This is a genomic window from Streptomyces chattanoogensis, assembly GCF_001294335.1.
Taxonomy (GTDB): Bacteria; Actinomycetota; Actinomycetes; order Streptomycetales; family Streptomycetaceae; genus Streptomyces; species Streptomyces chattanoogensis.
In genome coordinates this window covers 1-20,964 of sequence record NZ_LGKG01000013.1, presented here as the reverse complement: position 1 = coordinate 20,964, position 20,964 = coordinate 1, and the positions used below count along the sequence as shown (strand labels likewise).

The 20,964-nt window shown below is 71.8% G+C and carries 18 protein-coding genes and 1 pseudogene; 8 read left to right on the top strand and 11 right to left on the bottom strand.

The genetic code is table 11. From position 1 onward, the window contains the following. Window positions 1-30 precede the first annotated feature (30 nt). Both ADL29_RS04285 and ADL29_RS04280 read right to left on the bottom strand, forming a co-directional pair. A pseudogene (locus ADL29_RS04285) lies at window positions 31-1,365 on the bottom strand (MDMPI N domain containing protein). Further along, on the bottom strand, window positions 1,362-2,087 hold the full coding sequence (locus tag ADL29_RS04280; protein ID WP_053922421.1) for a sigma-70 family RNA polymerase sigma factor: 726 nt from the start codon (window positions 2,085-2,087) through the stop codon (window positions 1,362-1,364). Before ADL29_RS04280 ends, ADL29_RS04285 begins: the two are co-directional and overlap by 4 nt. Window positions 2,088-2,557: 470 nt before the next feature. On the opposite strand from ADL29_RS04280, the gene ADL29_RS04275 reads away from it, so the two are divergent. Further along, window positions 2,558-2,932 (top strand): STAS domain-containing protein, encoded by a 375-nt coding sequence (locus tag ADL29_RS04275; protein ID WP_030067429.1) that lies wholly within the window; start codon window positions 2,558-2,560, stop codon window positions 2,930-2,932. Between the two features lie 75 nt (window positions 2,933-3,007). On the opposite strand, the gene ADL29_RS04270 is transcribed toward ADL29_RS04275, so the two are convergent. The 4 genes from ADL29_RS04270 to ADL29_RS04255 all read right to left on the bottom strand — a co-directional run bounded on the left by ADL29_RS04270 (window position 3,008) and on the right by ADL29_RS04255 (window position 7,012). Continuing rightward, window positions 3,008-4,144, bottom strand: coding sequence for a sensor histidine kinase (locus ADL29_RS04270; protein ID WP_425424202.1), 1,137 nt, complete (start codon window positions 4,142-4,144; stop codon window positions 3,008-3,010). Window positions 4,145-4,227: 83 nt separating this feature from the next. Continuing rightward, window positions 4,228-4,890, bottom strand: coding sequence for a response regulator (locus ADL29_RS04265; RefSeq protein ID WP_053922605.1), 663 nt, complete (start codon window positions 4,888-4,890; stop codon window positions 4,228-4,230). Window positions 4,891-5,352: 462 nt separating this feature from the next. Continuing rightward, entirely contained in the window at window positions 5,353-6,369 is a 1,017-nt protein-coding gene (locus tag ADL29_RS04260; protein ID WP_053922420.1) for a hypothetical protein, read from the bottom strand. A 172-nt stretch (window positions 6,370-6,541) separates the two neighbouring features. Then, on the bottom strand, window positions 6,542-7,012 hold the full coding sequence (locus tag ADL29_RS04255; RefSeq protein WP_053922419.1) for a hypothetical protein: 471 nt from the start codon (window positions 7,010-7,012) through the stop codon (window positions 6,542-6,544). Between the two features lie 111 nt (window positions 7,013-7,123). Here ADL29_RS04255 and ADL29_RS04250 point away from each other — a divergent pair, with 111 nt between their 5' ends. The 3 genes from ADL29_RS04250 (at window position 7,124) to ADL29_RS04240 (ending at window position 12,673) form a co-directional block, all read left to right on the top strand. Then, window positions 7,124-9,004, top strand: a complete 1,881-nt coding sequence (locus ADL29_RS04250; protein ID WP_053922418.1) for a serine/threonine-protein kinase — start codon at window positions 7,124-7,126, stop codon at window positions 9,002-9,004. Between the two features lie 123 nt (window positions 9,005-9,127). Continuing rightward, on the top strand, window positions 9,128-10,783 hold the full coding sequence (locus ADL29_RS04245) for a succinic semialdehyde dehydrogenase (RefSeq protein WP_245689132.1): 1,656 nt from the start codon (window positions 9,128-9,130) through the stop codon (window positions 10,781-10,783). A 24-nt stretch (window positions 10,784-10,807) separates the two neighbouring features. Next, on the top strand, window positions 10,808-12,673 hold the full coding sequence (locus ADL29_RS04240; protein WP_053922417.1) for a GMC family oxidoreductase: 1,866 nt from the start codon (window positions 10,808-10,810) through the stop codon (window positions 12,671-12,673). 71 nt (window positions 12,674-12,744) lie between these two features. Here ADL29_RS04240 and ADL29_RS04235 read toward each other — a convergent pair whose 3' ends face one another. Together ADL29_RS04235 and ADL29_RS04230 are read right to left on the bottom strand one after the other, a co-directional pair. Further along, complete coding sequence (locus ADL29_RS04235; RefSeq protein WP_053922416.1) at window positions 12,745-13,785, bottom strand: LAETG motif-containing sortase-dependent surface protein; 1,041 nt, start codon at window positions 13,783-13,785, stop codon at window positions 12,745-12,747. Between the two features lie 873 nt (window positions 13,786-14,658). Then, window positions 14,659-14,955: a chorismate mutase gene (locus ADL29_RS04230; RefSeq protein WP_053922415.1), complete on the bottom strand. Its 297-nt coding sequence runs from the start codon at window positions 14,953-14,955 to the stop codon at window positions 14,659-14,661. A gap of 251 nt (window positions 14,956-15,206) precedes the next feature. Here ADL29_RS04230 and guaA point away from each other — a divergent pair, with 251 nt between their 5' ends. The 3 genes from guaA to ADL29_RS04215 all read left to right on the top strand — a co-directional run bounded on the left by guaA (window position 15,207) and on the right by ADL29_RS04215 (window position 18,473). After that, on the top strand, window positions 15,207-16,790 hold the full coding sequence (gene guaA, locus ADL29_RS04225) for a glutamine-hydrolyzing GMP synthase (protein ID WP_053922414.1): 1,584 nt from the start codon (window positions 15,207-15,209) through the stop codon (window positions 16,788-16,790). A 126-nt stretch (window positions 16,791-16,916) separates the two neighbouring features. Then, complete coding sequence (locus ADL29_RS04220; protein WP_053922413.1) at window positions 16,917-17,501, top strand: Uma2 family endonuclease; 585 nt, start codon at window positions 16,917-16,919, stop codon at window positions 17,499-17,501. 87 nt (window positions 17,502-17,588) lie between these two features. Beyond that, window positions 17,589-18,473, top strand: coding sequence for a 2-hydroxy-3-oxopropionate reductase (locus ADL29_RS04215; RefSeq protein WP_078970727.1), 885 nt, complete (start codon window positions 17,589-17,591; stop codon window positions 18,471-18,473). A gap of 72 nt (window positions 18,474-18,545) precedes the next feature. Here ADL29_RS04215 and ADL29_RS04210 read toward each other — a convergent pair whose 3' ends face one another. Continuing rightward, the gene (locus ADL29_RS04210) at window positions 18,546-19,007 is read right to left on the bottom strand and encodes an SRPBCC family protein (RefSeq protein ID WP_053922412.1); all 462 of its coding nucleotides are present in this window, start codon (window positions 19,005-19,007) and stop codon (window positions 18,546-18,548) included. Window positions 19,008-19,147: 140 nt separating this feature from the next. Between ADL29_RS04210 and ADL29_RS04205 the strand changes: the two genes are divergently transcribed. Next, window positions 19,148-19,933, top strand: coding sequence for a class II aldolase/adducin family protein (locus ADL29_RS04205; RefSeq protein ID WP_053922411.1), 786 nt, complete (start codon window positions 19,148-19,150; stop codon window positions 19,931-19,933). 73 nt (window positions 19,934-20,006) lie between these two features. Here ADL29_RS04205 and ADL29_RS04200 read toward each other — a convergent pair whose 3' ends face one another. Both ADL29_RS04200 and ADL29_RS44420 read right to left on the bottom strand, forming a co-directional pair. Then, entirely contained in the window at window positions 20,007-20,765 is a 759-nt protein-coding gene (locus ADL29_RS04200; protein ID WP_053922410.1) for a bestrophin-like domain, read from the bottom strand. Window positions 20,766-20,774: 9 nt separating this feature from the next. Further along, on the bottom strand, window positions 20,775-20,964 hold a 190-nt coding region (locus tag ADL29_RS44420), incomplete at its 5' end, for a hypothetical protein (RefSeq protein WP_053922409.1).

Sequence of the window (20,964 nt, the reverse complement as noted above, 5' to 3'; positions counted from 1 at the left end):
GCCCGGCCTGCCGGCGCCCCGCCGGGCGGTTCAGAGCCGCGACAGCGATGCGGTCGCGAACAGCACATCGCGGATTGCCTCGCGCTCACCGTCCTGGCCCGCGGCGGCTTCCTCCGGGGACACATGGCCCGCGGCCAGCTGGCAGAACTCCGTGCTGTCCAGCGCGATATGCGCGACCGTGTGCTCCTTGGCGCCGAGGGCTGCCGGGGAGTCCAGCGGTATGTACCAGTGCCCGCCGCCGCTGCCCTCGACCTCCAGGTGGAGGGTGCGGCCCGGGGCGCCCGCCTCGACCAGCTTCTGCGCCGGTGAGGCGAGCCCGGCCCGGCGGCGGTGGGCCAGGGTGGTGGGCAGCAGCCGGGTGGCGAGGTCGATCAGCTGGTGGACATGCCGGGCGGACGGCGGCTCGTACGGGTAGTCCACCGCGTCCGCGATGTCCCCGGCGTGCACCCAGCACCCGAAGGCGCGGTCCAGGAAGGAATCGCACATCGGGAGCTGCAAGCTGCCGTAGGGGACGAGGAGTTCGCCGGCGCCGCCGCCCGCGAAGGAGACGGTCCTTATCAGCGCATAGCTCTGTTCGCGCCACGGCCGGTGCGTGGCGAGCCGGCCGGGCTCCTTGCCCGCCGCCCGCCAGTAGGCCTCCGTACGGCGCGTCGGCCCCGGGGTGCCGGGCGGGGCGTCGGCGCCCAGCGGATCGGGCAGGCCGAGCGCCGTCGCCACCAGGCCGTCGACGGTCATCAGATGGCCGATGACACCGGCGACGGTGGTCTCGCGCTCCACCGCCCGCTCGTCCTCGAACCAGCGCAGCCGCACCGGAGCGCGCCACTCCGACTCGCCCATGTCGTGCAGCAGCGCATCGAGCTTCGCGGTCTCCGCGTCGTACGGCGTCGCCCACTCCGGCACGGGGATACGGGCCGGGCGGCGGCCCAGACAGCCCTCCAGGACGCGGGAGCGCAGCAGCGGGTCGAGATCGAGGCTGTCGGCGGGATGCAGCAGGCCGACGGCGTCGCGCAGCCGCAGCGCTTCGTCCGCTCAGGAGGCGCAGTCGGTGAGATGCGTCTCCACGGCGGCGGTCTCCTCGGCGCTGCAGGCGGCCAGCGCCCAGGCACCGAGAAGCGACTTGAGGACCTTGTGCGGCGGGGCGGCCGGGGCGGGGTGCGAGGGCTCGGGCGGGGTCTCCCCGGGGGCCGGGCCAGTGGCGTCGGTCGTCATGGAATCCGGTTCGGGTTTCGCTTCCGGTTCGGGGGCGGGCCGGAGGTCCGGCAGCGGTCCGCGGTCCTCGGCGGCGGCGCGCGGAGCCGGTATCCGGGGCCGTTCACCTGGCCCGCCGGGCCGTTCGGGGCCCTCCCACTCGTCGGGGCCGTTCACAGCGGCCGTCCGTGGCCCGTGCCGGGCGGGGCGTTGCCCGGTCCGGCGGGCTGCGACGTATGGGGTGGGCGCGGGCCGTGGGGTCTGTGCGGCGGCTGGGATGTGTGGGAAGGCGTACGGGAGCCGGGCGCCGTCCGGGGCAGATGGGAGGACCGGGCCGCGGAGGGCGGCAGGGCCGGGTGGTTGTGGGCGGTGGAGAGCAGCTGCAGCCCCAGGCGGAGCCGCCGCCGGGCCTCGTCCTCGGTGACGCCCAGGTCGGCGGCGGTCTGACGGTAGTCCCGGCGCTGGAAGTACGCCAGCTCGAGCGCCTTGCGCAGCGGCGCGGGCATGGAGGTGACGATGTAGTCGGCGCGGGCAGCCGTGGAGGCCTCGCGGATCTTCTGCTCCATCTCGGCCTGCGCGGGCGCCTGCGGACCGCCGTCCCGCGCCGAGGCGGCCTCGGTCTGGCGCAGCCGCTGGACGGCCTGATGGCGGGTGACCGCGGCGATCCACGAGCGCAGCGAGCCCTGTTTGGGGTCGTAGGACTGCGGGTTCTCCCAGAGGTAGCCGAAGACCTCGCGGGTGATGCGGTCGGCGGCGTCCTCGTCGTCCAGGACGCGGTGCGCGAGGCTGTGCACGAGGGAGGCGAAGCGGTCGTAGAGCTCGCCCAGCGCGGCCGCCTCGCCGCGGGCCAGCCGCTGCTGCATCCGCCTGTCCCAGCGCGGGGGTGTGTCGTTTCCCATCGGACCCCTATTCCTGTCCGTCGTCGCTGTGCTCACACCTCAGTTGCCTCGTCGGTCACGCCGCCGTTCACATCGAAGCCGTACGCATCGAATGTAATGCGAGGGTCTGACAACGCACGCTCCTTTGCCGCAAACCACGTTCTTCAGGGGGATACGGATGGTAAGGGAGCTGTCACTACGGGGTGGTGTCCCCCGATCGACGGGGATCGAAAGTGATCGATTGACGGGGGTAATGCGCATCGTTCGCGCCCACATCTCCCCTGTATCCGCCGAGGTGTTACCCGTGTGTGACCGGATATCGGGGAATAGTCACCGCCCACTGGGCATAGCCTTGGGCAGAACGGCCTGTTGCGCCAAGGATTCGGAAGAGTTTCAGGGGAGAGAGGCCGGGCAGTCGAGCCGGGGAAGGGTGTGTTCCGGACAGATCCGGGGCGCATCCGGTCCGAAAGCGAGCGAAAGGCTTCGAGCGCGTGTCGTTGAAGGTGGCAGAGGGCGAACAGGGCCGTTGGGCGGTGCTGCAGGTTTCCGGCGAGATGGACCTGGTCACGTCGCCCGCGGTGCGCCAGCATGTGCACGACGCGGTGGCCGACGGCCGGCGGAGTCTGGTGCTCGATCTCTCCGAGGTCCGGTTCTGCGACTCCAGCGGCGTCGGCGTACTGATCGCCGCCCGCAGACTGATGCGTTCCTGTCAGGGACGGCTGCGGCTGATCCTCCCCGCACAGGGTGCCGTCGACGGCTCCCACGTCAACCGCGTCCTGGCGGCGCTCGGCGTCCGCCGGCTCTTCGAGGTCTACCCGGACCTGCACACGGCCGTGGACGAGGCGGCGGCCCCGCTGTCGGCCTGAGCGGCCCCGCCGCCGGCCGGGGGCCGGGACGCGGCGCCGCCCTCGCAGGAACCGCCCTCGCAGTGACCGCCCGCCTCACCCCGCCCCGTTGGGCGTCCCCCCGTACGGAAACTCCGCCCGTACCACGAACCCCCCGTCGGACGTGTGCCGCGCCTCCAGCGTCCCCCCGAGGCTCTGGGCCCGCTCGCGCAGCCCCACCAGCCCGTGCCCGCCACCAGGGAGCGCGGGGGCCATGGCCGACTCGTCCGGCGGCCCGTTGCGTATCTCGACCCGCAGGCGTTCGCTCTCCCCGGAGCCGCCGGGCCCGACCCGCACCCGCACTTGCGCCCCCGGTGCGTGCTTGCGCACATTGGTGAGCGCCTCCTGGACCGTACGGAACGCCGCCCGCTCCACCGCCTTGGCGCCGCTCGCGCCGGCCACCACACCCCCCTCGTACGTCACATCCAGAGCACTCATCTCGATCAGCCGCGGCAGCTCCTCCAGGTCCGGCTGGGGCGCCAGCCCCTGGAGCTCCGCCGCCTCCCCGCCGTCCGCCCGCAGCACCCCGACCATGTGCCGCAGCTCGTCCAGCGTCCGTACGGACAGCTCCCGGATCGTCCGCGCCCCCGCCCGCGCCGTCTCGTCCTGCGTACTCACCTGCACCGCGCCCGCCTGCAGGCTGATCAGGCTCACCTGATGGGCCACGACATCGTGCATCTCCCGGGCGAGCCGCGCCCGTTCGGTGGTCTTCACCCGGTCCGCCAGCAGCCGGTCCTCGCGGCGCAGGCTGCGCGTCAGGTCCTCGACCCGGACGGCCAGCTCCCCGCGCGTACGGACCAGCAGCCCCATGGCGATCGGCGCGGCGGAGGAGACGCAGGCGTCGATCAGCACCAGAGTGTTCTCCCGGTAGTGGGTCGGCTCGAAGTCCGCAATCGGGTACGGGAAGAAATGCGCGGCGATCAGCAGTACGGCGCAGATCCCGAGCCGGGTCCGGACGGGCCGGCGGGCGGCCAGCGTGTACAGCGCGATCATCGGCGCGAACCAGATGTAGCCGATGTAGAGACCGGGGAGGGTGAACAGGAAAACCGGCAGCGGAAACCGGCGGCGCAGCAGCAGGGCCGTCGCGGCGACCACCGAAACCCCCAGCTCCAGGGCGAGTTCCACGCCGTTGACCAGCACCGCGTCGGCGATGGCCAGCAGGACCGGCACCACCACCGGGGCGATCCGCCGCACCCGCTGCCCCAACGCCCCCCGCGCAAGCGCCCGCCTCCGCGCCGCCGCCCGCGCCCGTATGCCCTCCGGGCTCCCCGAGGCGCTCACCACGACCCCCGCGGTCCGCCGGCCACCAGGCCCGCCCGGTCGGCCACGATCGCGGCCTGTATGCGGTTGATCCCGCCCAGTTTCCCGAGCAGCGCCCGCACGTGGTCCTTGACCGTGCTGGGCGCCAGCCCCATCCGCCCCGCGATCTGGGCGTTGCCCAGCCCCTCCCCGAGCAGCGCCAGGACCTCCGATTCCCGCGGCGTCAGCCCGCTCACCGCCCGCGCCGCGGCCGCCTGGTCCTCGGCCGTCAGATAGCCGCCGATCACCGCTCGCGTCACGCCGGGGTCCAGCACGCTCCCGCCCGCGGCCAGCGTCCGTACGGCCCGTACGAGCTGCTCCGGATCCGAGTCCTTGAGCAGAAACCCGGCCGCCCCCTTCCGCAGCGCCGCGGTCAGGTACTCCTGGGCGTCGAAGGTCGTCAGCATCGCCACCGCGGGAGGTTCCGGAGTCGCCCGCAGCCGCTGCAGCACGGTCAGCCCGTCCACGTCCGGCATCCGGATGTCGAGCAGCACCACTTCCGCACCGCTGCGCAGCACGGTGTCCACGGCCTCCGCGCCACCGCAGTCCGCGACCATCTCGATATCCGGGGCGGTCCCCAGAATCATCCGCAACCCGGATCTGACGAGCCGCTCATCGTCCACCACAGCGACACGGATCACCGGCGCCCCTTTCTCCTCCGCACCCATACCGGCCCACGGAACCACCCGGCGCTGCGCGGCTCCGTGCCCTGTCACCGGGGTCCGCCCCAAGACGGCCCCGCACCCCCGCCGACCGGCGGGGGTGATCCCGCGACCTGCGAACGATGCCATGGAGTGGTCCGCTCCGGCAGAGTGGTCCACATGCTGCACCACTGAAGAGGCCACAAGCCCACGACGCGTTGCAGTTCACATCGGCGACCGCCGCGCCCCCCACACGCGGCGGCCGCCGATCGGCGTGCGGGGGCGGTTCGGAGGGGGATCTCCCCCGCACCGCCCACCCGGCCCTTTCACCCCCCACATCACCAGCGGCCTCGACGCCCGGCCGGCCAACTGCCGCCACGACACCGTCTGGTACCCCTCCCGCAGCGCCCACGCCGAAGCCGGTGTGGGCGCTGCTGCTGCGCCGCCGGCCTCCCGACGCCGTCAGCTCGCGGAGGCGCTCAAGGCAGGCGACCGATCGGGAGCCCCGAAACTCCGCCCCGTGACCAGCAGCACCACCGACGTCATCGCCGCCAGCTCGTACGCCGTCGTCGCCACCGACGTCGCCCCCTCCACCGTCTCGGAGGAGAGGCTGAAGAAGTCCGTCACGGCCAGCCAGACCACCGTCCGCACGGTCAGATACAGCTCGACGGCGGCGAACAGGAGCAGCGCGCCCCGGATGTCCCGGCGCCCCCGGAGGGCGATCACGCCGAGGACCAGGAGGACGAGGACCGAGCTGACGTTCGTGAACTCGGAGGAGGCCGAGAGGTCGAGGGTGCTGAGGAAGGAGCCGTCGAACGCGCCGCGCAGGTAGCGGCCGGTGTCCATGTTGCTGGAGGCGAGGTCCCAGACGGTCCAGCCGGTGCGGGCGGCGGCGGTGATCAGGAAGAGGACGCCGCAGATGCGGAAGAGGCGGCGCCGGCGGGGTTCGAAGCCGGGAGCGGGGGAGGGTGCGGAGCCGTCGCGGCGTTCCGTGGCCGGCGACAGGACGGTCGGTACGACCAGGGCCGTCAGCAGACCGAGCCCGCGGGTGGCGAGGGCCCAGCCGCCCAGGGGGTCGTTGCTGTACTGGTCGCGGTAGGCGGCGTTCAGCAGTCCGACGCCCTCGCGGAGGGAGACGGCCAGAAGGAGGAAGGCGCACAGCAGGGCGCCGCTGCGCGCGGCGCGGCGCTGCGCCAGGGAGAGGCCGCCGACGGCCAGGAAGGCCACCGTGAAGGCCCATTCGTAGGGGCCGAGCGCCTGGGGCGCGGGGGAGGCGCCCGGGTTGAAGAGGCCCTCGACGAAGTCCCAGCCGGTGCCCTCGCCCTGGGCGATGCCGTAGAGGGTCCAGGCGAGCAGCGCGCCGCCGTAGAGGACCAGGCACAGCCCGGCCGCCAGATAGGCGCCGCTGTGTTCGGGGGCGGCCCGGACCGGGTCGGCGCCCGGACGGACGTCCACCGTTCCGCCGTCCTGCATCACCATGGCCGCCCCCGTTCCGTCGTACCGGCCCGCCGCACCTGCCGGCCGCCGTTTCCGTACGACGGCCTCACCGGCCTCACTGTGTCAAGGACGGCCGTAAGGGCGGGGGAGGTTCCCTCCGTGTGTCGTGCGCGGCATGTGCCGTGAGCGGCCAACTGGCCTGCTGCGGACGGTTTCAGCGCACCCGGGGCGCGGTGGCCGCGACGAAGTCGCGGATGCCCTGCCGGGTGGCGGCCCGCAGGGCGGTCAGGGTCTCCCGGTCCTCGGCCCAGTGCAGCTCGGTGACATCGGACATCACCTGCTCGGCGCGGGCGAGCACCTCCGCGTCGTCGGTCACCATCTGCGCCCGGAACATGGCTTCTTGGGCCGTATAGCGGGTCTTGTACATCTCCTCGCGCAGCGCGGGGGAGTCCTCGTCGCAGCGGTTCTCGTCGTTGAGGACGAACCAGCGGTGGACGAGGACCCGGCGGTAGTCGAGAAGGGCGCCCGCGTACGCGCAGTATGCATCGATACGTTCCTGGCGGAGCCGCTCCGCGCGGGCGAACCGCTCGCTGCGGTCGGCCGCCCGGCTCTGGAAGACATGGGTGACGGCGGAACCCAGCAGGGTGCCTATGACGGCCACGATGCTTGCGACAACTGCCTCCATGAGGGCAGTGGATCACACCGTTCCCAGGTCAGGGGCGCATCCCGCCGAACCCGCGGTAACTCAAGGGGGACCGCCCCTCCCGGCCCGGCGGCGGTGCGGCAAGATGGCCCCATGGGGATATTCGGGGGCGAGGGCCAGCTGGTGGGTGGCCGGTATCGCCTGGACATACGGCTGGGCCGCGGCGGAATGGGGACGGTCTGGCGGGCCACGGACGAACTGTTGGGTCGTCAGGTCGCGGTGAAAGAACTGCACTTGGACGAGGCGACGGCCGAACCCGAGGCGCGGGTGCAGCGGGAACGGGCGATGCGGGAGGCGCGCACCGTCGCCCAGGTCAAGCATCCGAACGTGATCGTCGTGCACGACGTCGTCGAGCAGGACGGCAGGCCGTGGATCGTGATGGAGCTGGTGGACGGCCCGTCGCTGGCCGACCGGCTCTACAGCGGCGGACCGCTCGCCCCGCTCGAGGCGGCCCGGATCGGACTCGCGCTGCTGGGTGCGCTGCAGGCCGCGCACGCCCGCGGGGTGCTGCACCGGGACATCAAGCCCGCCAACGTCCTGATGGAGTCCGGGACGAACCGGGTCGTCCTCACCGATTTCGGTATCGCCCAGGTACCGGGGGCGACGACCCTGACCGAGACCGGCGGGTTCGTCGGCTCGCCCGAATACACCGCGCCGGAGCGGATGGCCGGCCGCGGCACCGGACCGGAGGCGGACCTGTGGTCGCTCGGGGTGCTGCTGTGTGCCGCGCTGAGCGGTGAATCGCCGTTCCGCCGGGACTCGATCGGCGGCGTCCTGCATGCCGTCGTGTACGACGAGATCGAGATCCCCGAGGCCGCCCGGCCGCTGCTCGCCGTCATCGAGGGGCTGCTGGAGCGGGACCCCGGGCGACGGCTGGACGTGGCGGAGACGGAGCGGCTGCTGGAGGGGTATCTGCGGACGGGGCGCGCCCCGGAACGCGGTTCCGCCGGGCACTGGGGGCGCGGCCGGTCCGCGGCCGCGGGCTTCGGCGAGGCGGCCGCCGCGGGCGCGCCACCGGCCGGCCCCCGGCCCTCCGTTCCCGGGGCCCGCGATCCCTTCTACGACGGCCACAGCGACGACCTCCCCGGTGACGGCCTTCCCGGTGCCGACGCTCCCAAGGGCGGCCTTCCCGGCGGCGGTACCCCCGGCGGGCGCCCGCCCCAGGGCACCCCGGCCGATGCCGACCCCCCGTCTCCCGGCAGCACCCCCGTCGCCCCCACCGGCTACCACGACCGCCGGGCACCGGCGGAACCGGGCTCCGGTCGCCCCGGCCGCGCCCGCACCCTGCTGCTCGCCGCGCTCGCGGTGGTCGTCCTCGGCGGCGGGGGCGCGGGCATCACCGCCCTGGTCATGGACCAGAACGGCGACAGGACCGACCAGGGCAGGGCGGGCACGCCCGGTGCGTCCCGGTCGCCCTCGCACGCGCGGTCCCACCCGGAATCGGCGGTGGGGTCGCAGTCCGGAAGCTCCGCGAGCGGCACGCCCGGACCGGGCGCGACCGTCACGAAGCCCAAGGGCGTCAACGCCCCCAACGCTCCCGCCGGTTACCACGTCGTCCGCGACCCGGTCGGCTTCGCGCTCGCCGTCCCGGACGGCTTCACCCGCTCGTACGAGAACCCCCGGGTCTACTTCTACTCCCAGGGCAAGCGGTTCCGGATCGGCGTCCAGCTGCAGCGGCCGGTGCCGGAGGGGCCGATCGGCGCGATGCGCAAGGCCGATGCGAAGCCCGACTACGCGGGCTATCGCCAGGGCAAGGTCACCGAGACGACGCACAAGGGATACCAGGCCGGGCTCTGGGAGTTCGTGTGGGACGGCAGTAAGGAGGACGGCGGCTCCCGGTACACCTACGACCTGAGCTGGAACGAGGGCGGAAAGATGATCGACGTCTGGATCTCCTCACCGGTCGCCTCGCAGGCGGAGGCCAAGCGGTACTTCGACACCGCACTGAACTCCTTCCGGCTCATCGGGGTGTAGATCACCGAAAACGCCCTGACCAGAGCCTTTACGGCCAGCAATCACTGGCGTGATGACGGGCGCCGCGAAAATCTCGTTACTCCCGGGTACACAAAGCGTCCCGGGAGGAATACGCTCCCCCGCATGACGGACTCGCAGGACACCACGGACCGGCAGGACACCCAGGACACCGCCCAGGACGCCGCAGCGACGCCCGCCGGGAACCCCGTGGCGCCCCCCGCCGCCGGGACCCGTACCGCCGCCGATGTGGTCACCCCGGAGGTGGCCGCCCGTCTGACCCGCGGTGTGGTCGGCACCGGCAAGACCGCCAACCACACGCCGTTCACCGGCGAGAAGCTCGCGGACCTGCCCGAGTCCACCCCCGAGGACGTCGCCACCGCCTTCGAGCGTGCCCGCGCCGCCCAGGAGAGCTGGGCGCGCGTCCCGGTCAGGCGCCGCGCCGCCGTCCTGCTCCGCTTCCACGACCTCGTCCTCCAGCGCCAGGCCGAGGTCCTCGACCTCATCCAGCTGGAGACCGGCAAGGCCCGGCTGCACGCCCACGAGGAGGTGCAGGCGGTCGCCGTCGCCGCCCGGCACTACGGCCGCAAGGCGCCCTCGTACCTCAGGCCGAAGGGCCACACCGGCGTCGTACCGACCCTCACCAAGGTCACCGAACTGCGCCAGCCGAAGGGCGTGGTGGGACAGATAGCCCCCTGGAACTACCCCTTCGAGCTCTCCGTCGGCGACGCCCTCCCCGCCTTCGCCGCGGGCAACGCCGTCGTCATGAAGCCCGACACGGAGACCGCGCTGACCGCCCTGTGGGCCCGCGAGCAGCTCATCGAGGCCGGACTGCCGCCCGAGGTGTGGCAGGTCGTCATCGGTGACGGCCCGGTCGTCGGCCCCGAGGTCGTCAAGCACGCGGATTACGTTTCTTTCACCGGCTCCACCCACACTGGCCGCGAGGTCGCCCAGAGCGCCGCGGCCCGCCTGGTGGGCTGCTCGCTCGAACTGGGCGGCAAGAACGCCATGCTGGTGCTGCACGACGCCGATGTGGAAAAGGCGGCCGCCGGCGCGGTCCGCGGCTGCTTCTCCTCCGCCGGCCAGCTGTGCATCTCCATCGAGCGGCTCTACGTCCACGAGTCCATCGCCGACGACTTCGTCCGGCGCTTCGCCGCCCGTACGAAGGCCATGCGCCTGGGCAGCGCCCTCGCCTACGGCGCCGACATGGGCTCCCTGGTGGGCGAGCGGCAGCTGGAGAACGTCACCCGGCATGTCGAGGAGGCCGTCGCCAAGGGCGCCAGGCTCGTCGCAGGCGGCCGCCCCCGCCCGGACATCGGCCCCCTCTTCTACGAGCCCACCATCCTGGACGGCGTCGAGGCCCCGATGGCCGTGTGCGCCGAGGAGACCTTCGGCCCGGTCGTCTCGGTCTACCGCTTCAGCGACGAGGACGAGGCGGTAGCGCTCGCCAACGCCACGCCGTACGGCCTGAATTCGAGCGTCTGGACCAAGGACGGGCGACGGGGCCGGGCGGTCGCCGCGCGGCTGCGCACCGGAACCGTCAACGTCAACGAGTCGTATGCGGCGGGCTACGGCAGTGTGCAGTCCCCGATGGGCGGCATGGGCGACTCCGGACTCGGCCGCCGGCACGGCTCCGAGGGCATCCTCAAGTACACCGAGGCCCAGACCGTCGCCCACCAGCGGATCATGCCGCTCGCACCGGCCTTCGGGATGGACGACGAGAAGTACGCGGCGTTCATGTCGCTCAGCCTGCGCGCGATGAAGGCGTTCCGACTCCGGTAGTTGCCCCGACCCCAGGGAGAGCCAGTGCCCCAGGAGAACTCTGCCCAGAATCAGGACCCGGAGCCGAACCCGTCACCGGACGACGGATACGGGGACGAGTACGACTACGACTACGACGTCCTCGTCATCGGCTCCGGCTTCGGCGGCTCCGTCTCCGCGCTGCGCCTGACCGAGAAGGGCTACCGCGTCGGCGTCCTCGAGGCGGGCCGGCGCTTCACCCGCGAGACCCTTCCCAAGAACTCCTGGGACCTCAGGAACTACCTGTGGGCCCCGGCGCTCGGCCTCTACGGCATCCAGCGCATCCATCTCCTGGGCAATGTGATGGTCCTGGCGGGCGCCGGAGTCGGCGGCGGTTCGCTGAACTACGCCAACACCCTCTACGTACCGCCGAAGCCGTTCTTCGACGATCCGCAGTGGAAGGACATCACCGACTGGCAGGAGGAGCTCAAGCCGTACTACGACCAGGCCCAGCGGATGCTCGGCGTGCGGCTCAACCCGACGATGACGCCGTCCGACGTCCACCTGAAGGCGACCGCCGAGGCCATGGGTGTCGGCGACTCCTTCCACATGGCGCCGGTCGGGGTGTTCTTCGGGGACGGCAGGGACGCCGTCGGCGGGGACGGGGCCGGGAGCGCCAAGGCAGCGCCCGGAGACGAGGTCGCCGACCCGTACTTCGGCGGTGCGGGCCCCTCCCGCAAGGCCTGCACCGAGTGCGGTGAGTGCATGACGGGCTGCCGCCACGGCGCCAAGAACACCCTCAACGAGAACTATCTCCATCTCGCGGAGCGGGCCGGAGCCGTCATCCACCCCATGACCTCCGTCGTCACCGTCACCGAGGACTCGCGCGGCGGCTTCGCCGTCGGCACCCTCCCGACCGACAACAAGAAGAAGGGGGCGGGCCGGACGTTCACCGCCCGCCGCGTCGTCATCGCGGCCGGTACGTACGGGACGCAGACCCTGCTGCACCGTATGAAGGACTGCGGCCTGCTCCCGTACCTCTCCGGGCGGCTCGGCTCGCTGACCCGAACCAACTCCGAGGCCCTGGTGGGCGCGCAGAGCGACAACCGCCGCTACCGCAAGCGGCACGGTGCGGACCGGGTCGACTTCACCAAGGGCGTGGCGATCACCTCCTCGATCCACCCCGACGAGAACACCCATATCGAACCCGTCCGTTACGGCAAGGGCTCCAATGCGATGGGCTCGCTGACGGTCCTTCAGGTGCCGTACCGTCCGTCCGGGCGGGTCGCGGGCTGGCTGGCGAACATGGCCCGGCATCCCTGGCTCGCCGTCCGTTCCCTCTCCAACCGCCGCTGGTCCGAGCGCACCATCATCGGCCTGGTGATGCAGTCGCTGGACAACTCCCTGACGACGTACCGGAAGCCGAAGGGGCTCGGCAAGGGCCTGCTCACCGCGCGCCAGGGCCACGGCGCCCCGAACCCCAACCAGATCCCCGAGGCCACGCAGGCGGCCACCCTGCTCGCCGAGGAGATCAACGGCTTCGCGGGCAGCAATGTCGGCGAGCTGATGGGGACGCCGCTGACCGCGCACTTCCTGGGCGGCTGCCCGATCGGCGCGGACGCGGACCACGGCGTGCTCGACCCGTATCACCGCCTCTACGGCCACCCGGGGATCTTGGTGGTCGACGGCGCCGCGGTCAGCGCCAACCTGGGCGTCAATCCGTCCCTGACGATCACGGCCCAGGCCGAGCGCGCGATGTCCCTGTGGCCGAACAAGGGCGAGCCGGATCCGCGCCCCGCACCGGGCCGGCCGTACCGGCGGGTGGCACCGGTCGCGCCGGTGCGGCCCGCGGTCCCGGAGAAGGCGTTCGGCGCGCTGAAGCTGCCGTTCGTGCCCGTCCCGCAGGTACCGCCGAGGAAGTCCCTCACCTAGCGCGCACAGAGCGCGGCAGATGCGACGAGGGGCCGCACCCGGGAAACGGTGCGGCCCCTTGCCCTCACTCGTTACGCGGCGGCCGCACCGTCCGTCTTGCGACGGCGCACGACGAAGATCGCACCGGCGCCCACGGCCATGGCGATGCCGCCCACCATGCCGATGACCGGCAGCGCGGACGACGAACCGGTCTCGGCGAGCTTGCCGGTGACCGGCAGCTTCTGGAGCTCACCCTGCGGCGCGGGCTTGTTGCCCTTGGCCTTGCCCGGCTTGCCCTTGGCCGGCGGCACGGTGCCCGGCTTGCTGCCCGCGGCCAGGATGTCGAAGTCGTACTCCGCGACGTCGGAGTAGCCGCAGACGTCGTCCTCGTCGTGGTACGCGCCGATGGTGAACGCGAAGCCGTAGCTGCCCGGGGTGGCGGCGTCGACCTTCAGACGCAGCTTGGCGTCGGCGTACTCATCGGGCCCCAGGTCGTAGATGGTGCCGAAGTAGCCCTCGTCGTCGGTGGCGGCCTCCCAGGTGCCGGAGTCCTCGTTGAACCACTGCACCGTCAGGTGCCGGGAGACGTCATCGAAGGAGCCGCCGCTGATGGCGCCCAGCGCGAGGTACGCGTCGACCGACTTCATCACCTTGTCGGAGGTGTTGGTGGCGCGGAAGGTGAAGTTCTTCCAGCCGGAGCCTGCCACGACCTTGCTGGGCAGGCCGCGCAGCTCGGTGGAGATGGCCAGCTCGTCCGAGTCCTTGGCGCACTCCGGCTCGTCGGAGGGCTCCGCGGTCGGCTTCGCGGTGGGGGAGGCGCTGCCGGTCGGCTTGTCCGTCGGCTCGGCGGTCGGCTTCTCGCTGGGGGCGCCGGTGGTGGGCTCGTCCGCCGGCGCGGTGGGCTCAGCGGACTCCGCGGGCGCGGTGGTGGACTCGTCGGCGGGCGCGGTGGCGCCGCCCGTCTGCTCCGCATCGGGGGTGGCCGGCGCGGGGTCGGCGCTCGCGCTGGACTCGGTGCCGGTCGCGGTCCCGGTCTCGGGGTCGCTCGCGTACGCGGCGGGGGCCGCCATCAGAGCGGCGGGGGTGAGGACTGCCGCAGCTGCGGCAGCCGTCAGGGCACGGCGAAGCTTCATCGAGAAGACCTCTCGGGTCCAATGTGCCGCGGGGGCGGCACAGGTTGGTGCGGGCCGTCGCGGTGGGGGGCGCGGTAGGGCCGTGCGATTGCAGGTACATGACCAGCCATGGCTGAAAAAGGTTGTTCGACGGACCGGGAAGGGCGCCGTGATGCCCGTCACATCTCTCACAGGGGGCGCACAGGCATCACACAGGGGGCACACAGGCCCCGGGCGGGCACAGCGAAGGGCCCCGAGACGCCGTCCGCAAGGGGGGGAGTGCGGACGGCCACGGGGCCCTTGGCTTTCGGCGCCGGCGTCAGGGCAGCGCCGGCACCGAGGGGCGGCGCTGGGGGGGGGTAGCGCCGCTGGCTATGGGATGGTGCGTGATGTTTCGCGGTGGTGCGCCCGCGCTGCGGTTGGACCAATGGCAATGCCGAGGGCCGTACCGGGCACGGGAAGCGGTACGTCAAGCATCGTCCTGGATGCGCCTCACCCGGCGCAACCGTTTCGACCGGATGCGGTCGGTCCCGGGCGTCCCCAGGACCGACCACCCCATCGGATGTGACCGGGCTGCTGTCCCCTGCTGACCGGCCACGGCACCAAAGCGAGGTCCCACGACGCGGACCGCTGCAAGCGGCCGGCGTCTCATCGCTCCGGCTTTCCGCCCGTGGGGCGGCGTCTACGCGTAGTCCTGCAGGCCGCGCCTGGCTGGCGTGGCACCGGGAACAACGAACCCCCGCGGCGGCCGGTCACGCGCCGTACGGGTGAGTCGCCAACCGAACTCAGATTTGGCCCCTGCGCCGGTCGCCCGCCGGGGTTCCGCGCGCCCCCGGCGGACGGTGATATCCAGCCATGCCGGAGAGGGTGTGCCGCGGAGGCGGTAGGCGTGCCTCAGATCTGCCCCCGCGACAGCTCCAGCAGGGTCATCGCCAGCGCGGTGCCCGGCCTGCCGAGCTGATCGCGGTAGTGCGCCAGGATCTCCATCTCCCGCGTGAGGTTCACCCGCCGCCCGCCGGAGGCGATCCGCTCGCGCTGGATGACGGCGGAGACGGCCATCCGTTCCTGCACGAGGCCGATGATCCGGCCGTCGAGATCGTCGATGCGGCTGCGGGCGTCGGTGATCAGCTCCGCCGCCTGCGGGGTGCGGGCGCCGGTGTCGGGGACGGCGGTCGCGGTCTCGGTGCTCATATCCGTATCTCCTGGGGTGTGGGTGCGGGCCCCGGAGCCGACGTGATCCCGAATGCAGAACGCCCCGGGCCTTGTCGGCCCGGGGCGCCTGGGAAGTCGCTTGTCAGTCGATCAAGCAGCACGACCATGGCAGCCGGACGGGCCGGTGCCATAGGTAAAGACGAAGGTCAGCTGCTGGAACATGGGCCACAGTATGAGCCGGTTAGAATCGAAAGTCCAACCCCGCTCCACACCGCCGGAAGGCCGCCGAAGTGCCATCAGCGCCCCCTGCCGCCGCCCCGGACGTCGTCCTCGTTGTCGACTTCGGCGCTCAGTACGCCCAGCTCATCGCCCGCCGCGTCCGCGAGGCCCGGGTCTACAGCGAGATCGTGCCGTCCACCATGCCGGTGGCCGAGATGCTCGCCAAGAACCCGAAGGCGATCATCCTCTCCGGCGGTCCCTCGTCGGTCTACGCCGAAAGCGCCCCCAGCCTCGACCGCTCGCTCTTCGAGTCCGGCGTCCCGGTCTTCGGCATGTGCTACGGCTTCCAGCTCATGGCCACCACCCTCGGCGGCACCGTCGACAACACCGGTGCGCGCGAGTACGGCCGTACCCCGCTGACGGTCTCCAAGCCGGGCTCCACGCTCTTCGAGGGCACCCCCGCCGAGCAGTCGGTGTGGATGTCCCACGGCGACGCGTGCAGCGCCGCTCCCGAGGGCTTCACGGTCACCGCGTCGACCGACGTCGTCCCCGTCGCCGCCTTCGAGAACGACGAGAAGAAGCTGTACGGCGTCCAGTACCACCCCGAGGTGCTGCACTCCACGCACGGCCAGCAGGTCCTGGAGCACTTCCTCTACCGCGGTGCGGGCATCGTGCCGAACTGGACCACCCACAACGTGGTCGAGGAGCAGATCGCCGCGATCCGCGAGCAGGTCGGCGAGAAGCGGGCGATCTGCGGGCTGTCCGGCGGCGTGGACTCCGCGGTCGCCGCCGCCCTCGTCCAGAAGGCCATCGGCGATCAGCTGACCTGCGTCTATGTCGACCACGGTCTGATGCGCAAGGGCGAGTCCGAGCAGGTCGAGAAGGACTTCGTGGCCGCCACCGGCGTCCAGCTGAAGGTCGTCGACGCCCAGGAGCGGTTCCTGGCCGCGCTGGCCGGGGTCTCCGACCCCGAGACCAAGCGGAAGATCATCGGCCGCGAGTTCATCCGCGTCTTCGAGCAGGCCCAGGCCGAGATCGTCGCCGAGGCCCCCGACGACCACCCCGTGGCGTTCCTGGTCCAGGGCACGCTCTACCCGGACATCGTCGAGTCCGGCGGCGGCACCGGCACCGCCAACATCAAGTCGCACCACAATGTCGGCGGTCTGCCCGACGACATCGAGTTCGAGCTGGTCGAGCCGCTGCGGCAGCTGTTCAAGGACGAGGTCCGGATGGTCGGCTCGGAGCTCGGCCTGCCGGACGAGATCGTCCACCGCCAGCCGTTCCCCGGCCCCGGCCTGGGTATCCGCATCGTCGGCGAGGTCACCAGGGACCGCCTCGACCTGCTCCGCGAGGCCGACGCCATCGCCCGCGAGGAGCTCACCGCGGCCGGCCTGGACCGCGAGATCTGGCAGTGCCCGGTGGTCCTGCTCGCCGACGTCCGCTCGGTCGGCGTCCAGGGCGACGGCCGCACCTACGGCCACCCGATCGTGCTCCGCCCGGTGTCCTCCGAGGACGCGATGACGGCGGACTGGACGCGGATGCCGTACGAGGTGCTGGCGCGCATCTCGACCCGCATCACGAACGAGGTCCCGGACGTGAACCGGGTGGTGCTGGATGTCACCAGCAAGCCGCCGGGGACGATCGAGTGGGAGTGATCACCATTCGGTGACCTCCCGCTGAGGCAAGCGAAACGCCGTCGCTCATTCGTTTGAGTGGCGGCGTTGTCGTTTGCCCTCGCTACGCTGGCGATACGGCCCAGAATCCCGTCCATGGGAGGACTTATGACCGCTGAGACCGCGCACCACTGGCCGGTGCCGCCGCAGGACGGTTACACCGTGGACGACCTGCTGACGCTGCCCGACCTCCCGCCGCACACGGAGTTGATCGACGGGAGTCTGGTTTTCGTGAGTCCGCAGCGCATTTTCCACAGCGACACCATCGACTTGCTGGTGAGCGGGCTGCGCCACACCGTACCGCCCGAGCTGAAGGTCAAGCGGGAGATCACCGTGGTGATCGACAGGCGCAACGGCCCGGAACCGGATGTCTCGGTGGTGCGCGCTGCGGCGGTGCGCAGCCGGACCCAGACCCACTTCCAGGTCAGGGATGTGATGCTCGCCTGCGAGGTGGTCTCTCCCGAGTCCGAGGCCCGCGACCGTGACACCAAGCCGCACAAGTACGCCAACGCAGGGATCCCGTATTTCTGGCGGATCGAGATGGGTGGTGCGGATGACCACCCGGTCGTCCATGTCTTCGAGCTGGATGCGGAGGCGCGCGTCTATGTCCCCACTGGCACCTACCGCAACCGCCTCAAGCTCTCTGTCCCCTACGACATCGACATCGATCTGACCGCCATCGACGAGCTCTGAGGTTGACGCCCTACTCCGCGCCACACATCATGGATTTCGAATAGCGATAGATTAATTCTGTCATGCGGAAGTGAGTGGGGTGGCGCAGTGAGCACCATCGGCTTCATCGGCCTCGGCATCATGGGCAGCCCCATGGCCGTCAACCTCGCCAAGGCCGGGCACACCGTCCGCGGCTGGAACCGCAGTCCCGGGCGGGCGGATGCGCTGATCGCGGCCGGGGGCACAGAGGCCGGGTCGATCGCCGAGGCGGTCCGTGAGGCCGATGTCGTCATCACCATGGTTCCCGCATCGCCGCAGGTCGAGGCCGTCGCCTACGGCCCCGACGGCATTCTGGAGAACGCCCGGCCGGGCGCGCTGCTGATCGACCACTCCTCCATCACCCCGCAGACCTCCGCCGACCTGGCCAGGGCCGCCGCGGGAAAGGGCATCCGGGTGCTGGACGCCCCCGTATCGGGCGGTGAGGCGGGCGCCGTCGAGGGCGTACTGTCGATCATGGTCGGCGGAGACCGGGCGGACTTCGACGCCGCGGCGCCCGTCTTCGAGGCCGTCGGCACGACGGTGGTGCACTGCGGGCCGCACGGCGCCGGGCAGACCGTCAAGGCCGCCAACCAGCTGATCGTCGCGGTGAATCTGCAGGCCGTCGCGGAGGCCGTGGTCTTCCTCGAGAAGTCCGGCGTCGACCTCGCCGCCGCGCTGGAGGTCCTGGGCGGCGGACTGGCCGGTTCCGCCGTCCTGGCCCGTAAGAAGGACAACCTCCTCACCCGCGACTTCACCCCGGGCTTCAAACTGGAGCTGCACCACAAGGACATGGGCAACGCCCTCGACGCCGCCCGCGCCGTCGGCGCCCCGCTGCCGGTCGGGGCCGCCGCGGCCCAGCTCATCGCCTCCGCCGTGGCCCGCGGCGACGGCGCCCTCGACCACTCGGCGCTGCTGCGCGGTGTGGAGCTGCTGAGCGGTTACGGGCGGGACTAGCCCGCCCCCGGTCCCGCCCGTTGTCCGCGTCCCCCGGTCCCGTACGTCAGACCCGTACGTCAGACCCGTACGTCAGTCCCGTACGGCGGCCGCCAGGCGTTCCAGCGTGGTGGCCATCGCCGGGCCCATCCGCCGCGGGTAGCCGGGGAGTTCGATGACCAGGCGGGGGAAACGGGCGCGGGACCAGTCGTAGGTGTGGGTGACGTGCGTGGTGTCCCCGCCGTCGGCGCTCAGCTCGTAACGCCAGCGCTGGCCGCCGACGAGCCGCCGCCCGCGGAACTCGCCCCAGGTCTCCCAGGCGATCAGCCGGTCCTTCTCGTACTCCACCACGACATTCACCGATCGGTAGGGGATCCGCCCCTGCTGCATCCCCATGCTGAACCGGTCCCCGGGACCCAGGGGTGACGGGCCGTCGGGGCGGCCGCGCAGCATGCCCGAGCCGTCCAGGCCGGCGTGGCGGGCCGGGTCCCGCAGGACGGCGAAGAGCCGTTGCGGGGTGGCGGCGATGTCCCTGCTGACCGATATCGACCTCATGGTGTCCCCTTCCGGGCCGGGCGGCGTTCCTGTGGTCGGGCACCGATGCCCGTCACAGGCCTGGCCCTCTGTAGTACCGGAGGGTAGCTTCCGCCCCTAGGGGGAGCGCTGTGAGCCTTATGTGCCAGAGGAGAGCCGCGATGCCCGAGCCGACGCCCATACCCACCGAGCTGCTGCAGTTCGCGCTGCCGCCGACGCACGAGACCGTCGACGACGAGCGGCGCTATCGCAAGGAGCGCCTGGTCGCGGCGCTGCGCCTGTTCGGACGCTTCGGGTTCGAGGAGGGTGTGGCGGGCCATATCACCGCCCGCGACCCGGAGTTCACCGACTGCTTCTGGGTCAATCCCTTCGGGATGTCCTTCCGCCACCTCACGGTCGGCGATCTGATCCTGGTGAACGCGCAGGGCAAGGTCGTCGAGGGCCGCCACCACGTCAACCAGGCGGCGTTCGCCATCCACTCCCAGGTCCACCAGGCCCGCCCGGACGTGGTCGCCGCGGCCCACAGCCACTCCACGTACGGCCGGGCGCTGTCCTCGCTGGGGGAGCTGCTGGACCCGATCACCCAGGACGTCTGCGCCTTCTACGAGGACCATGCGCTCTTCGACGACTACACGGGCGTGGTGGTGGACGAGGAGGAGGGCCGCCGGATCGCGGCCGCGCTCGGGCCGCACAAGGCCGTGATCCTGCGCAATCACGGGCTGTTGACGGTCGGCGATTCGGTGGACGCGGCGGCCTGGTGGTTCATCACGATGGAGCGGTCCTGCCAGGTGCAACTGACCGCGAAGGCGGCCGGCAAGCCGGTGCTGATCGACCACCACCAGGCGGTGCACACGCGCGAGCAGCTCGGCAACGATCTCGTCGCGTGGATCAACTACCAGCCGCTCTACCAGCAGATCGCACGGAGCGAGCCGGAGCTGTTCACCTAGGGCCTGTCCGGCGGCCGGACCTCTTCGCCCGGACGGGGGCGCCCGCCAGGGGCGCCCCCTCAGGCGGGCTCGTTCACACGTGCGGGAACAGATCGGTCAGGGCTTCGGAACCGGCCGAGATGCCCCGGCTGAACGGGGCGTCGAAGTCCCAGACCAGGAACAGCAGAAAGGCGATCAGCGCGCTGAAGAGTCCGGCCATCAGCAGCTCGCGCGCCGAACGCCGGATCTGCAGCGTGAAGATGAGGCCGATGGTGATGGCGGCCCCGGCGATCAGCCCGAACCACACCACACCGGGCAGCGTCGAACCGGCCGCGTCGGCACGGCTGTTCCGGGCGTCGTCGGCCACCCCGACCTGGTCGACGAGCGGCTGGTAGGACTGCCCCTCGTAGTCGTTGCGCGGGTGGTAGCCGATGACATCGGCGCGGACCTTGGCCAGCAGATCCGTACCGCGTTGCGTGAGCTGCTGCTGCTCGGTCATCACCGGCCATTCCTTGTGGACGACATAGCCGACATAGGCGTCGACGTCCGAGCGGATCCGGTCGCGTACCGGCGCCGGATAGGCCGCCGCCCGCGTGCCGACCTCGTGCAGCGCCTGCGCCTCGGTCCGTACGGTGTCCTCGGCGGCGCTCCGGGCCTCCCAGACGCCGGCGATGGCCAGCCCCAGGACGATGGCGTAGACGACGCCCACCATCATCGTCATGTACTCGATGACATCGGGTGTTTCGGACGGGTCGTCGTCCTCGCCGATCCGGCGCTGTTTGAGGACCGTGATGGCCAGGACGACGCTGCAGGCAGCGGCCATGGCGATGGTCAGTACCAGCCATTGCGACATGGAAACCTCCTACGAGGAGCGGCGCCCGGCGGAACCGGACGAGGAGCTCGAACGGGGACGGAGCGCGGCGCCGGCCAGCACGGCCGGGGCGGTGACCAGCAGGGTCCGGGTCACCATGGAGCGCCCGGAGCGGGGTTTGTGGGCCACCGGGGGACGGCTGTGCGGCAGGGCGGGGGTGGGGGGGGGCCGGGGAAGGCGT

What these genes read in the sequence shown, in the direction of transcription:
- ADL29_RS04280 (WP_053922421.1), bottom strand. Translation starts at nt 2,087, where the DNA reads ATGGGAAACGACACACCCCCGCGCTGGGACAGGCGGATGCAGCAGCGG.
- ADL29_RS04260 (WP_053922420.1), bottom strand. Translation starts at nt 6,369, where the DNA reads ATGGTGATGCAGGACGGCGGAACGGTGGACGTCCGTCCGGGCGCCGAC.
- ADL29_RS04255 (WP_053922419.1), bottom strand. Translation starts at nt 7,012, where the DNA reads ATGGAGGCAGTTGTCGCAAGCATCGTGGCCGTCATAGGCACCCTGCTG.
- ADL29_RS04250 (WP_053922418.1), top strand. Translation starts at nt 7,124, where the DNA reads ATGGGGATATTCGGGGGCGAGGGCCAGCTGGTGGGTGGCCGGTATCGC.
- ADL29_RS04245 (WP_245689132.1), top strand. Translation starts at nt 9,128, where the DNA reads ATGACGGACTCGCAGGACACCACGGACCGGCAGGACACCCAGGACACC.
- ADL29_RS04235 (WP_053922416.1), bottom strand. Translation starts at nt 13,785, where the DNA reads ATGAAGCTTCGCCGTGCCCTGACGGCTGCCGCAGCTGCGGCAGTCCTC.
- ADL29_RS04230 (WP_053922415.1), bottom strand. Translation starts at nt 14,955, where the DNA reads ATGAGCACCGAGACCGCGACCGCCGTCCCCGACACCGGCGCCCGCACC.
- ADL29_RS04220 (WP_053922413.1), top strand. Translation starts at nt 16,917, where the DNA reads ATGACCGCTGAGACCGCGCACCACTGGCCGGTGCCGCCGCAGGACGGT.
- ADL29_RS04210 (WP_053922412.1), bottom strand. Translation starts at nt 19,007, where the DNA reads ATGAGGTCGATATCGGTCAGCAGGGACATCGCCGCCACCCCGCAACGG.
- ADL29_RS04205 (WP_053922411.1), top strand. Translation starts at nt 19,148, where the DNA reads ATGCCCGAGCCGACGCCCATACCCACCGAGCTGCTGCAGTTCGCGCTG.
- ADL29_RS04200 (WP_053922410.1), bottom strand. Translation starts at nt 20,765, where the DNA reads ATGTCGCAATGGCTGGTACTGACCATCGCCATGGCCGCTGCCTGCAGC.